A 12,793-nucleotide genomic window follows, 5' to 3' on the forward strand; every position below is an offset into this window, starting at 1 on the left:
CCGGCGGCCCCCCCCCGCTGGGGCCGGGGGGGGGGGGGGGGGGGCGGGGGGGCCCCGCGGGGGGGGGGGCCCCCCCCCGGGGGGGGGGGGGGGGCGGGCCCCCCCCCCCCCCCCCCCCGCCGGTGTTCCCGAGGACGTGGAACAGGGCGAGCGGACGACCGGACGCGCCGCCCGTCCGGGCGCCCCCTTTGAGGAGGCGGCCGATGGGGCGTCCGCCCCACGGGCGCCCTGACCGGATTGGGGGACGCCGGCCCGGCGGGGTGACCGCCGCCTCTGACCTGCCGCTGCTCTCCTTGCCCTACCCTGGACGGGAGGCATCTGTCGAGTCGCGGGAACGGGGAACGGGCGAGCATGGTCGAGCGCGCGGTCGTGGTGGGGGCCGGGCTGATCGGTACGTCGATCGCGCTGGCGCTGGGGCGCGGCGGGGTCGAGGTGGAGTTGGCCGACCGCGATCCCGCGACGCTGCGACTGGCCTGCGAGCTCGGCGCGGGCCGCCCGCTGGGTTCGGTCCCGGGGAGCGGCCCCGCCGACGTGGCGGTCATCGCCGCGCCGCCGCGCGCCGTCCCGGCCGTGCTGCTCGACGCCCAGAAGAACGGCTTCGCGCACGTCTACACCGACGTGGCCAGCGTGAAGGAGTCCATGATCGCCGAGGCCGACGCGCTCGGCTGCGACCTGTCCTCCTACGTGCCCGGCCACCCCATGGGAGGCAGCGAGAGGCAGGGACCCGGCGCCGCGCGCGCCGACCTGTTCCTGGGCCGCTCCTGGGCGCTGTGCCCCACCACCAGGACCGACCCCGGCGCGCTGGAGACCGTCACCAGGCTCGCCGAGATGTGCGGGGCGGACCCGCTCGTCCTGGACGCGGCGGCGCACGACCGGGCGGTGGCGCTGGTCTCGCACGCCCCGCACGTGGCCTCGGCGGCGGTGGCCGCGCGGCTGCGCGGCGGCGACGACGCCGCGCTGGCCCTGGCCGGCCAGGGGGTACGCGACGTCACCCGCATCGCCGGGGGCGACCCGGGCATGTGGCTGGAGATCCTCGGCCACAACGCCGCGCCGGTGGCCGCGGTGCTGGAGGAGATCGCCGCCGACCTGGCCGCCGCGGCCGCGGCGCTGCGCGCCGCAGAGGCCCGCGACGTCACGGACCTGCTCGAACGGGGAGTGGCCGGGCGCGCCCGCATCCCCGGCAAGCACGGCGCCGAGCGGACCCCCGACTACGCGGTGCTGGCGGTGGTCATCCCCGACGAGCCGGGCTCGCTGGGGCGGCTGTTCGCCGCGGCGGCCGACGCGGGCGTCAACGTCGAGGACGTCCGCATCGACCACTCCCCGGGACTGCCCCTGGGCGTGGCGCAGCTGTCGGTGGCGCAGGGCTCGGAGGACCGGCTGGCCCGCGCGCTGGGGGAGAGCGGCTGGTCGGTGCACCCCTGACCCGCGCGGACCGGGGACGGGCCGGGCGCGGGTACTCTGGACCGGTCCGGGCGTGTTTCCGGGAGCAATCGGAAGACACGCCCCAAAGCCAGACGGAACCACATCCGGGGAGAGATGCTGACGTGAACGGGCATGGTCGCGGCGGGGGACTCGTCATCGCCATCGACGGTCCTTCGGGGTCGGGCAAGTCCAGCACGGCCAAGGGCGTCGCCCGGGCCCGCGAACTGAGCTACCTCGACACCGGCGCGATGTACCGCGCCATCACCTGGTGGATGCTGGACAACGGGATCGACGTCGCCGACGCGGCGGCCGTCGCGGAAGCGGCGGCGCGGCCGGTCATCACGGTGGGCACGGACCCGTCGGCCCCCACCATCGAGGTGGACGGCGCGGACGTGGCCGGGGCGATCAGGGCCGACGGGGTCACCGGCAGCGTCAGCGCGGTCAGCGCGGTCCCCGAGGTGCGCGAGCTGCTCGTGGCCCGCCAGCGCGAGATCATCGCCGAGGCGTGCGCCACGACGGCCGGGATCGTGGTCGAGGGGCGCGACATCACCACCGTCGTCGCCCCCGACGCCCCCGTCAAGCTCTTCCTGACCGCCAGCGCGGAGGCCCGCGCGCAGCGGCGCAGCAGGGAGGTCCGCTCCAGCGACGTCGCGGCGACCCAGGAGGCCCTGGCCCGCCGCGACCGGCTGGACTCCAGCCGCTCGGTGTCCCCGCTGACGCGGACCGACGACGCCACCGAGCTGGACACCACGGGCCTGTCCCTGGACGAGGTCGTCGCGCTCGTCGTCAAACTCGCCGACGAGGCCCAGGCGCAGGCCGTCTGAGCGACCCGCCGGCCCGCCGGGCCGGCGTTCCCGCACCCGAAGGGGTGCGGTCCATTCATTCCCCGCGGCACGCATCCTGGGCGCGCGGGGACACTGCTACCGGGAGCCGTAACTGATGACCGACACCTTCGACGTGCGCACCGACGCCGATCCGAGTGACGAGGAGACCCTCGTCAAGCCTGTGGTGGCCGTGGTGGGACGCCCCAACGTGGGCAAGTCCTCCCTGGTGAACAGGATCATCGGCCGCCGCGAGGCGGTCGTGGAGGACGTTCCCGGGGTCACCCGCGACCGGGTGGCCTACGACGCCGCCTGGCAGGGGCGCGAGTTCACCCTCGTGGACACCGGGGGCTGGGAGACCAGCGTCAGCGGGCTGGCCGCGATGGTGGCCCGCCAGGCGGAGTACGCGGCCGAGACCGCCGACGTGATCCTGTTCGTGGTGGACGCCACCGTCGGCATCACCGACACCGACGAGGCGGTGACGCGCGTGCTGCGCGCCACCAAGAGGCCCGTGGTGCTGGCGGCGAACAAGGTCGACGGGCCGATGAGCGACTCCGACGCGCTGGAGCTGTGGAACCTCGGGGTGGGCGAGCCCTTCGCGGTCAGCGCGCTGCACGGGCGCGGCACCGGCGACCTGCTGGACGCCCTGCTCGAGGCGATGCCCGGGGAGGCGCCGCGCGAGTCCCTGGAGGAGGAGGGCGGCCCGCGCCGGGTGGCCCTGATCGGGCGGCCCAACGTCGGCAAGTCCAGCCTGCTCAACCGGCTCGCCGGTGAGGACCGCGTGGTCGTGGACTCGGTGGCGGGCACCACCCGCGACGCCGTCGACGAGCTCGTCGAGCTGGGCGGCAAGACCTGGAAGTTCATCGACACGGCTGGCATCCGGCGGCGCTTCCGCGCGCTCCAGGGCGCGGACTACTACGCCACGATGCGCACCGGGACGGCGCTGGAGCGCGCCGAGGTCGCCGTCGTGCTGCTGGACGTGAGCGAACCGCTGGCCGAGCAGGACATCCGGGTCGTGGAGCAGGTCGTGGAGTCCGGCCGGGCGCTGGTGCTGGCGTTCAACAAGTGGGACCTGCTGGACGAGGACCGCCGCTACTACCTGGAGAAGGAGATCGACCGCCAGCTGGCCAGGGTGAGCTGGGCGCCGCGCGTCAACATCTCCGCGGCCACCGGGCGCCACGTCGAGAGGCTGGTCCCGGCCATCGAGACGGGCCTGGCCGGCTGGGACACCCGCATCTCCACGGGGCGGCTCAACACCTGGGTCAAGGAGCTGGTGGCGGCCACCCCGCCGCCGGTGCGCGGCGGCAAGCAGCCCAAGATCCTGTTCGCCACCCAGGCCGACTCGCGTCCGCCGCACATCGTGCTGTTCACGACCGGGTTCCTGGAGGACAACTACCGCCGGTTCATCGAGCGGCGGCTGCGCGAGGACTTCGGTTTCGAGGGCACGCCGGTGAAGGTGAGCATGCGCATCCGGGAGAAGAAGAGCGGCAGGGGCGGCGGTACGGGCCGCGCCTCCAAGGGGAGCGTGCGCCCGGACCGCAAGCGCTGACGGACCCGCCGCGGTCCGGCGGTCTCCCGGCGGTCCGGGCCGCGACCGGAAGGGGACCGCGGAGCCGCGGCGGGCGCCGCCCCAGGGCCGCGCGTCGGTTGCCCACCGGCCGGGGCGGCGGGAAGCGCCATGGCGCGGCCCCCGCCCCGTCCCCCGCAGGGGGTCCGACCACCCAATAGACTTGTCAATGTCAAGTTCTGTTTCCGGTGCGGTCCGTCGCGGCGGTGACGGGTCCGGCGAAAGGACGTGAGGAGCATCAGCGGTCGGAGCTACCACCACGGCGACCTGAGAAGGGCCGTCCTGAACGCGGCGGTCGAGGCCACCGCCGAGGCGGGGCCGTCGGGCTGGAGCCTGCGTGGACTGGCGCGCCGCGCGGGCGTCTCGCACGCCGCGCCCGCCCACCACTTCGGCGACAAGACGGGCCTGCTCACCGCCATCGCCGCCGAGGGCTTCGGCCTGCTCGCCGACGCGCTGGCGGAGGCCGCCGCAGGGGGCGACTTCGCCGACGTGGGCACGGCGTACCTGCGGTTCGCCATCGACCGCAGGGGGTACTTCGAGGTGATGTTCCAGCCCGGCCTGTACCGGGACGAGGACCCCGAGGTGGCCGCGGCCCGGGCCCGGGCGGGCGGGGTCCTGCACGAAGGGGTCCACTCGGTGCGGGGAGGGGCCCAGGACGACCGGGTCTCCGCCCTCGCCGCGTGGTCGATCGCGCACGGCTTCGCCAGCCTGTGGTTGAGCGGGGCCCTGGCCCCCGACATCGGCGACGACCCCGAGGCGGCCGCGCGCCCCGTCCTCCGGGCGCTGTTCGGTCAGTGAGCCATGGCGCGGGGGAGGGGCCGATGGAGCGGATACTGGTCAGCGCCTGCCTGATGGGCAGGGCGGTGCGCTACGACGGCGGGGCCAAGCCCTCCGGCCACGCGGTCTTCCTGCGCTGGCGGGAGGAGGGGCGGCTGGTCCCCTTCTGCCCGGAGGTCGCCGGAGGGCTGCCGGTCCCCCGCCCGCCGGCCGAGATCGAGGGAGCCCGTGGCGCGCGCGCCGTCTTGGAGGGGGAGGCGCGCATCCGCACCCCCGAGGGCGCCGACGTCACCGAATTCTTCCTCGCCGGTGCCCGGGCGGCCCTGCGAAGGGCCCGCGACCACGGCGTCCGCCTCGCCCTCCTCAAGGAGGGCAGCCCCTCCTGCGGGGTCCACCGGATCTACGACGGCACGTTCACCGGAGCCAAGACCCCGGGGGCGGGTGTCACCACCCTCCTGCTCCAGGACCACGGCATCGACGTCTTCACCGAGAACGAACTCCCCCAGGCGCGGGCCCGCCTGGCCGAACTGGAGTCAGCCCCCCGCTGACCGGGGCCGGCCGCCGGGCCCCGCACGGAAAGCCTGTCACGACCAGCCCTCTCCATGCGCTAGAGTTAAACCCGTTGGCGGGGCCGGAGATGGAACCGCGGACACCGGGACGTAGCGCAGTTTGGTAGCGCACTTGACTGGGGGTCAAGGGGTCGTGGGTTCAAATCCCGCCGTCCCGACCGGAGAAAAGCAGGGCAGAGCGGGCCTCTCGGTTTCGAGGGGCCCGTTTCTCGTACCCGGTGGAGTCAGAGGGGGAGTCGGGGCGCTCATCCCGTCTCCACCCCTTCGAGGATCCGGGGCATGGCCCCGGCCGCCGCACGGTCACGCGATGACGTCAGCGACCCGGAGTTCCCGGGCCTTCCCGGCTTCGCGCCGACCGGTCTCGGGATCGATCCCGGGGCCGGCCTTCGCTCGCCACAGTCGGTCCGCCCTGTGTCGTAGTAGGGAAGCTCCCGAGCGGGGGTGGCCCGGGAACTGCCGGGGCGGGGTCCGCTCGGTTCCTGTTACGGCGGGCAGCGACGGCGGGTGGGGCTGGAGGTCCGCGCACACCCGCCAGGTGTCCGTGACGCGGCGGTCCGGGGACCGGTACCGCCCTCATTCGAGATGATCTTGAGCTTTCCGCCCTTCCAGGCTCCGAAACGGGCAGAAGGCCCAAGTCCATCGAACAGGACCCTGTCTACGGACGCCGGACACCCCTCGCACAACGGACATTGTGGGCGCGGCCTCGTCCCGCACCCGCCATAACAGGACCCGAGCGGACCCCGCCCCGGCAGAGCCCGGGCCACCCTGCGCCGGAGCTTCCCTAGAACGCCCGGTAGAAGTCGAGATCTTGTGGTGTGGCCCCATCGGGCGCTGTCGAGAGTTGGCGCAAGGCGATGCGGCGCGACGCTCCATCGAACCGGCCGAGGCGTTCACCCGGACCCGCTGAACCACCGGGGCAGCCCATGTGGGTGTCGCTGTTGAGGAAGCCCTGGAAGGTTCGAATGGGAAGGCGGCAGGCGGTGTCAGAAGTGCTGTTTTCTAGGCGGAATCAGGTGTGGGTGTTTTGTCTGTTTTTCGGGAAGTGAATGAAACAAGGACTGCTTCCTGGTAGATTCCCAGGTCATTGAGTGTGCTCCCCGCGCACGCGGGGATGGTCCCTCGGCAGCGCGCTCCTCCAGGGCGGCGATCCGGTGCTCCCCGCGCACGCGGGGATGGTCCTACGACTGGCAGGCAGACCCCGAGTAGCTCCGAGTGCTCCCCGCGCACGCGGGGATGGTCCCCTAGCCCACGCCGGATGGGCCGCAGTGTCCGAGTGCTCCCCGCGCACGCGGGGATGGTCCCAGCCTGCGGCACACCCTGCGGGCGGCGCTCGCGTGCTCCCCGCGCACGCGGGGATGGTCCCGGTAAGGTCTACGGGGGGTGTGGCCTCATTCTGTGCTCCCCGCGCACGCGGGGATGGTCCGCCTCGGCCCCGTGGCCGCTGCGGGACGGCGCGGTGCTCCCCGCGCACGCGGGGATGGTCCCAAGCAAACTCCCATTAACCTGGGGGGATGCCCGTGCTCCCCGCGCACGCGGGGATGGTCCCGAGGGCCACGAGGGCCACCGCGCCACCCACGAGCAGTGCTCCCCGCGCACGCGGGGATGGTCCCGCGGCGATTCACGTCAACGAGGACGGCACGGAGTGCTCCCCGCGCACGCGGGGATGGTCCCCCGCGCGGGACGCACCACGTACACCGTGTGGGGTGCTCCCCGCGCACGCGGGGATGGTCCCGCCTGCCGGACCGGACGCCGTGGCAGTACGGCGTGCTCCCCGCGCACGCGGGGATGGTCCCAACTTGATCAGCGACAGGAAAAACCTGTGAGCGTGCTCCCCGCGCACGCGGGGATGGTCCCGAATGTCCCCCCGGGGTACTCGCCCCCGCCGTGTGCTCCCCGCGCACGCGGGGATGGTCCCTGGACCTGGATGTCTCGGGAGGCGCTCCGGGAGTGCTCCCCGCGCACGCGGGGATGGTCCCCCCGGCCTGTGTCTGCGCCTGCTCCATCGTGGGTGCTCCCCGCGCACGCGGGGATGGTCCCGAGTCCTTCGCGGCGCAGAACCGCGATGGCCGGTGCTCCCCGCGCACGCGGGGATGGTCCCCAAGTGCGCATCGACCGGCGCAGATCATGAGGGTGCTCCCCGCGCACGCGGGGATGGTCCCGTCCCCGAACGGACACGGCCGCCGAGGCGGCCGTGCTCCCCGCGCACGCGGGGATGGTCCCTGGGTGACCGGGATGTGCCCGACCCCGGTCACGTGCTCCCCGCGCACGCGGGGATGGTCCCCGCATGAACCCCCTCGACCTCACCACCACCCTGTGCTCCCCGCGCACGCGGGGATGGTCCCCACGGGCAGGTAGACGTCCTCCGAATAGTCGTGTGCTCCCCGCGCACGCGGGGATGGTCCCAGCGGTCACCCGAACGCGCCTGGTCCGAAACCGTGCTCCCCGCGCACGCGGGGATGGTCCCGGGGGTCCTCGACTGGACTCTGGTGACGGTGGAGTGCTCCCCGCGCACGCGGGGATGGTCCCGACCCGGCGGTGCTCCGCCGATTCATCACCGAGTGCTCCCCGCGCACGCGGGGATGGTCCCGACCCGGCGGTGCTCCGCCGATTCATCACCGAGTGCTCCCCGCGCACGCGGGGATGGTCCCCCCACCCGACCCCGGCTCGCGCACGACCAGCTGTGCTCCCCGCGCACGCGGGGATGGTCCCTTCCCGATCCCGGACCCGTCCTGGGACCGCGAGTGCTCCCCGCGCACGCGGGGATGGTCCCGGCCACCGGCGCGCTTCGAGCTGGGCGCGAGAGTGCTCCCCGCGCACGCGGGGATGGTCCCGCCCCGAGGTCGAGGTCGTCCCCGGCTTCCTTGTGCTCCCCGCGCACGCGGGGATGGTCCCCGTGGCTTCTGGACTTCCGCAAGGTGCCGCACGTGCTCCCCGCGCATGCGGGGGTGTGGAGTCGGGGGTGGGTCTGCTGATGCGGCTCACCCCCTTCCTCCCTTCCCGGGAGGGGTAGGTATTTTTGGGGAACTTTTCCAGTTCCTAGGACTTTCCGGGGGCCTGTCCTGTTGGATTTCGTCCATGAGTTCTGACGGTCCCTCACGGTCTTGGCCGGGTGGGCTTTCCGGTGCCGCGCGGTCGGTCTGGGCCAAGCACGACTACGACATGGGGGGCTGGCTTCCGCTGTGGCGGCACATGGCAGACAGCGCCGCTGTGGCCGGGCGGTTGTGGGACGAGTGGCTGCCCCTCAGCGTTCGGCGGCTGGTCGCCGACGCGCTCCCCGGCGGCGCCGATGACGCCCGCTGGTTGGCGGTGTGGCTGGCCGCGACGCACGACATCGGCAAGGCCACCCCCGCGTTCGCGTGCCAGGTCGAGGAACTCGCCGACACCATGCGCGCCGCCGGGCTGGACATGCCGCTGCACAAGCAGATGTCCGACCGCAGGCTCGCCCCGCACGGCCTCGCCGGGCAGCTGCTGCTCCAGCAGTGGCTGGTCGAACGGCGCGGCTGGCCCAAGCGGGCCACCACCCAGTTCGCGATCATCGCGGGCGGCCACCACGGGGTGCCGCCCGGCCAGTCCGACATCTACGAACTGGCCCGCCACCCGGGCCTGCTGCGCACGCCCGGCAGCGAGGACGTGTGGCGCGGAGCGCAGGACGAGCTCCTCGACACCGCCGCGTCCGTCTGCGGTGTCGAGGAGAGGCTGGACGTCTGGCAGCAGGTGAAGCTGCCGCAACCGGTCCAGGTGTTGCTGACGGCGCTGGTCATCGTCGCCGACTGGATCGCCAGCAACCCGGACCTGTTCCCCTACTTTCCCGACGGGCGCGCCACCGACCCCGAGCGGATCGAGGCGGCCTGGCGCGGCTTGGACCTGCCGGGCCCCTGGCAGGCGGTGGAGCCCGAGGGCGAGCCCGCCGAGATCTTCGCCGCCCGCTTCGACCTGCCGCCCGGCGCGAGGATCAGGCCGGTGCAGGAGGAAGCCGTGCGGTTGGCGCGCGCGATGTCCGCGCCCGGCCTGATGGTCATCGAGGCACCGATGGGGGAGGGCAAGACCGAGGCCGCGCTCGCCGTCGCCGAGATCTTCGCCGCCCGCTCGGGAGCGGGCGGCTGCTTCGTCGCGCTGCCCACGATGGCCACCGGCAACGCCATGTTCCCGCGCCTGCTCCACTGGCTGGGCCGCCTGCCCGACGAGCGGGCCGACCCCGGTGCGCACTCGGTGTTCCTGGCGCACTCCAAGGCCGCCTTGAACGAGGACTTCGTCGGGCTGACGCGCGGAAGACGCGGCCGGGTCGCCGACGTGGACCGCGACGGTGCCGACGACGTGTGGCGGCCCCGCGCGGACGAGCGGGCCACGTCGGCGGAGCTGGTCGCGCACCACTGGCTGCGCGGCCGCAAGAAGGGCATGCTGTCCTCGTTCGCGGTGGGCACCATCGACCAGCTGCTGTTCGCCGGGCTGAAGAGCCGGCACCTGGCGCTGCGCCACCTCGCCGTGGCGGGCAAGGTCGTGGTGATCGACGAGGCGCACGCCTACGACACCTACATGAACGCCTACCTCGACCGGGTGCTGTCGTGGCTGGGCGCCTACGGTGTGCCGGTGGTGGTGCTCTCGGCGACGCTGCCCGCCCGGCGGCGGCGCGAGCTCGCCGAGGCCTACGCCGGGGCCGGGAGCGGTTCCGATGGTTTCGACTCCGTCGAGGCCGACGGGTACCCGCTGCTCACCGGGGTCGTTCCCGGGGCGGAGCCGCGCACGGTCCTCCCCGCCGCTTCGGGACGCCGCACCGATGTGCGCGTGGAGCGCCTGGACGACGACGTGGAGATCCTGGCGGACCGGCTGGCGGACGACCTCTCCGAGGGCGGTTGCGCCCTGGTCGTGCGCAACACGGTGGCCCGGGTGCACGAGACCGCCGCCTGCCTTCGGGAGCGGTTCGGGGACGACCGTGTGACCGTCGCGCACGCCCGGTTCCTGGACCTGGACCGCGTCGAGAACGACGCCGGGCTGCTCGCCGCCTTCGGCTCCCCCGAAAAGGTCGCGGCCGCCGGTGGTAGTCGTCCCGACGGCGGACACGTCGTGGTCGCGAGCCAGGTGGTGGAGCAGTCCCTGGACGTCGACTTCGACCTGCTGGTGACCGACCTGGCCCCCGTCGACCTGCTGCTGCAGCGCATGGGCCGCCTGCACCGGCACCAGCGCGGGGAGGACCAGGGCGACCGCCCGCAGCGGCTGCGCACCGCCCGATGCCTGGTCACCGGCGTCGACTGGACGGCGGCCGTGCCCGAACCCGTCCGGGGATCGTGCCTGGTCTACGGGGAGCATGCGCTGCTGCGCTCCCTCGCCGTGCTGGACCCCCACCTCGCGGGAACCTCCGGGACGGGGCACACCGTGCGGCTCCCCGACCACATCAGCCCACTGGTGCAGAGCGCCTACGGTCCCCGCCCCGCCGGGCCGCCCCAATGGCGGGAGGCCATGGACCAGGCCCGCGACGAGCACGAGCTGAAACAGATCGAGCAGCGCGTCAAGGCCGACGCGTTCCTGCTCAACGAGGCGGCCAGACCCGGCCGCCCCCTGGTGGGCTGGGTCGAGGCCGGAGTGGGCGACGCCGACGACACCCGCGGCGGCAAGGCGCAGGTCCGCGACAGCAGGGAGAGCCTGGAGGTCCTGGTGGTGCGGCGGCGCGCCGACGGCGCCCTGACCACGGTCCCGTGGCTGGGCGAGGGCCGGGGCGGGCTGGAACTGCCCACCGAGGCGGTTCCCCCCGCCAGGGCCGCGCGCGCCGTCGCGGCCTCGGGGCTGCGCCTGCCCTACCAGTTCACCTTCGCGAAGGTGATCGACCAGGCCATCGAGGAACTCGAAACCGAATGCGTCCAGGCCTGGCAGGCCAAGGAATCGCACTGGCTGGCGGGCGAGCTCGTCCTGGTCCTGGACGAGAACGGTCGTACCCGCCTGGCAGGTTACGACATCCACTACACCCGGTCCGACGGCCTCGAGGTGCACCGTGCCGACTGAACCCACCACTCCCTCGTTCGACCTGACCAGCCGGGTGTGGCTCCCGGTGCAGCGGTTGGACGGCTCCCAGACCGAGCTGTCGCTGCTGGAGGTGTTCGAACAGGCCCAGTACCTGCGCCGCCTCGTCGGGGACGTGCCCACGCAGGAGTTCGCGCTGGTGCGGCTGCTGCTGGCGATCCTGCACGACGCGGTCGACGGCCCCCAGGATCCCGACGAGTGGTCCGAGCTGTGGCAGGACGAGGGGCTTCCCGTCGGCTCCGTCGCCGGATACCTCGACCGGCACCGCGACCGCTTCGACCTGCTGCACCCGGTGACCCCGTTCTTCCAGGTCGCCGACCTGCACACCGCCAAGAACGAGTTCTCCTCGCTGGACCGGATCGTCGCCGACGTCCCCAACGGGGAGCCGTTCTTCACCATGCGGGCGCGAGGCGTCGACCGCGTCGGCTTCGCCGAGGCCGCCCGCTGGGTGGTGCACGCCCACGCCTACGACGTCTCCGGCATCAAGTCCGGAGCCGTGGGCGATCCCCGCGTCAAAGGCGGCAAAGGCTACCCGCTGGGCGTGGGATGGGCCGGCAACCTGGGCGGTGTCCTGGTCGAGGGCGACACCCTCCGCGAGACGCTGCTGCTCAACCTCGTCGCCTTCGACACCCACAACCTGAAGGTCGACAAGAACGACAGGCCCGCGTGGCGGCACGCTCCCGCCACCGCAGCCGCCACCGACGCCAAGGAGCTCGCCGGCCGCCCGCACGGCGTCCGCGACCTCTACACCTGGCAGAGCCGCCGCGTCCGGCTGCACCACGACGCCGACGGCGTGTACGGGGTGCTGCTCGCCTACGGCGACCCGCTCCCCGCCCGCAACACGCACGACCGCGAACCGATGACCGCCTGGCGGCGCAGCCCGGCCCAGGAGAAGAAACTGGGACTGGCCCAGGTCTACCTGCCGCGCGAGCACGACCCCGAACGCAGCGCGTGGCGCGGCCTCGGCGCGCTGGTGGCGGGCCGGGTGCACGGCGCCGAGCAGCGCCAGGAGGCCGCCGCCGTCGTCCGGCCGCGCGTCCTCGACTGGATCGCGGGCCTCGCCAACGACGGCTTCCTGCCCGACGACCACCTGATCCGGGCCCGGCTCGTCGGCGCTTTCTACGGCACCCAGCAGTCGGTCATCGACGAGGTCGTCGACGACTCCGTCGCCATGGCCGTGGTGGTGCTGCACGAGCGCGACAGCGGCCTGGGCCAGGTAGCCGTCGACGCCGTGGCCGACGCCGAGCGCGCGGTCACGGTCCTGGGCGACCTCGCCACCGGACTGGCCGAGGCCGCCGGAGCGGAGACCGAAGCGCCGCGCGCCGCGGCACGCGACCTCGGCTTCGGCGAACTCGACGGCCCCTTCCGGGACTGGCTGAGAAGCCTCGCCCCCGGCGAGGACGGCGACGAGCGGCGCCGCGACTGGCAGCGCGAAGTACGCCGGGTCCTCGCCCGCCTCGGCAAGCGGCTGGTCGCCGAAGCAGGAGAGGCGGCCTGGGCCGGACGCGTCGTCGCCACCAAGAACGGCCACCTCTGGATCACGGCTTCCAGCGTCGACCTGCGGTTTCGCGCGTCCCTGAAGAAGGAGCTCCCGATGTCCACCGAGCAGACCGCGGAGGCATGAA

Annotated in this window: 7 protein-coding genes, 1 tRNA gene and 1 CRISPR repeat array; all 8 genes read left to right on the top strand. The window is 73.7% G+C overall.

Going from position 1 to position 12,793, the window contains the following annotated elements; translation table 11 throughout:
• The first annotated feature begins 351 nt into the window (after positions 1–351).
• Positions 352–1,422, top strand: coding sequence for a prephenate dehydrogenase (locus tag EV190_RS07520; protein ID WP_133740760.1), 1,071 nt, complete (start codon positions 352–354; stop codon positions 1,420–1,422).
• A gap of 122 nt (positions 1,423–1,544) precedes the next feature.
• Positions 1,545–2,246, top strand: coding sequence for a (d)CMP kinase (cmk, locus tag EV190_RS07525; protein WP_133740761.1), 702 nt, complete (start codon positions 1,545–1,547; stop codon positions 2,244–2,246).
• 115 nt (positions 2,247–2,361) lie between these two features.
• Positions 2,362–3,792 (top strand): ribosome biogenesis GTPase Der, encoded by a 1,431-nt coding sequence (gene der, locus EV190_RS07530; RefSeq protein ID WP_133740762.1) that lies wholly within the window; start codon positions 2,362–2,364, stop codon positions 3,790–3,792.
• Between the two features lie 246 nt (positions 3,793–4,038).
• Positions 4,039–4,608, top strand: coding sequence for a TetR/AcrR family transcriptional regulator (locus EV190_RS07535; RefSeq protein WP_243742425.1), 570 nt, complete (start codon positions 4,039–4,041; stop codon positions 4,606–4,608).
• Between the two features lie 23 nt (positions 4,609–4,631).
• Entirely contained in the window at positions 4,632–5,135 is a 504-nt protein-coding gene (locus EV190_RS07540; protein WP_133740763.1) for a DUF523 domain-containing protein, read from the top strand.
• 105 nt (positions 5,136–5,240) lie between these two features.
• Positions 5,241–5,314: transfer RNA gene (locus EV190_RS07545), tRNA-Pro, on the top strand.
• A gap of 932 nt (positions 5,315–6,246) precedes the next feature.
• A CRISPR array of direct repeats spans positions 6,247–8,048; the repeat unit is 29 nt; unit sequence GTGCTCCCCGCGCACGCGGGGATGGTCCC.
• Positions 8,049–8,231: 183 nt separating this feature from the next.
• Positions 8,232–11,150: a CRISPR-associated helicase Cas3' gene (gene cas3, locus EV190_RS07550; RefSeq protein ID WP_133740764.1), complete on the top strand. Its 2,919-nt coding sequence runs from the start codon at positions 8,232–8,234 to the stop codon at positions 11,148–11,150.
• Entirely contained in the window at positions 11,140–12,792 is a 1,653-nt protein-coding gene (gene casA / locus EV190_RS07555) for a type I-E CRISPR-associated protein Cse1/CasA (RefSeq protein ID WP_133740765.1), read from the top strand. Before cas3 ends, casA begins: the two co-directional genes overlap by 11 nt.
• Position 12,793: the final 1 nt, after the last annotated feature.

This window comes from Actinorugispora endophytica (assembly GCF_004363075.1).
In the GTDB taxonomy this organism is placed as follows: Bacteria; Actinomycetota; Actinomycetes; order Streptosporangiales; family Streptosporangiaceae; genus Actinorugispora; species Actinorugispora endophytica.

Coding starts and splice junctions, on each gene's coding strand:
- EV190_RS07520 (WP_133740760.1), top strand. CDS start 352: ATGGTCGAGCGCGCGGTCGTGGTGGGGGCCGGGCTGATCGGTACGTCG.
- der (WP_133740762.1), top strand. CDS start 2,362: ATGACCGACACCTTCGACGTGCGCACCGACGCCGATCCGAGTGACGAG.
- EV190_RS07540 (WP_133740763.1), top strand. CDS start 4,632: ATGGAGCGGATACTGGTCAGCGCCTGCCTGATGGGCAGGGCGGTGCGC.
- cas3 (WP_133740764.1), top strand. CDS start 8,232: ATGAGTTCTGACGGTCCCTCACGGTCTTGGCCGGGTGGGCTTTCCGGT.